Source organism: Streptococcus sp. IsoGale022 (assembly GCF_031142805.1).
GTDB classification, from domain to species: Bacteria; Bacillota; Bacilli; order Lactobacillales; family Streptococcaceae; genus Streptococcus; species Streptococcus sanguinis_A.
Window position 1 is genome coordinate 1 of record NZ_JAKZJI010000043.1, and the last position, 430, is coordinate 430.

Here is a 430-nt window from a genome sequence, read left to right on the forward strand (position 1 = left end):
TTTCACGCCAGACAAGCAATTTGTAGGTAAACCGAATCCAATCTCTGTAAAACGCGTCGATAAGAATGGCACGCCAGTAACTGCAACATACAGTCCAGAGTTCACTAAAGTAACTCCAACTGGTACTGGTGATAAGACAGAAGGCTTGCAAGGTCAGGTTCAAGAAGGTCATGTTATCTTCACTCCAGGCCATGATTCCGTTCCATTCCCAGCGGGCTCAACTCCACTGTTTGATAATGGTTCAGCAGTTAAAGAAGTGCTAAATGTCGGTAAGTTCGAAGTGGACGCAGACGGTAAGGTAACTTTCACACCAGACAAGCAATTCAAGGGGGAAACGCCAGAACTGGAATTGACTCGGACTGATGCGAATGGCACCGCTGTTACCGTCAAGTACCAAGCGGTAGTGAAAGAAGTGATTCCTACAGCTACC

Annotated in this window: 1 protein-coding gene; it reads left to right on the top strand. The window is 46.7% G+C overall.

All coding sequences use genetic code 11. The annotated features are described in order from the left end of the window. On the top strand, positions 1 to 430 hold a 430-nt coding region (locus RG608_RS11565; RefSeq protein ID WP_308947004.1), incomplete at both ends, for a hypothetical protein.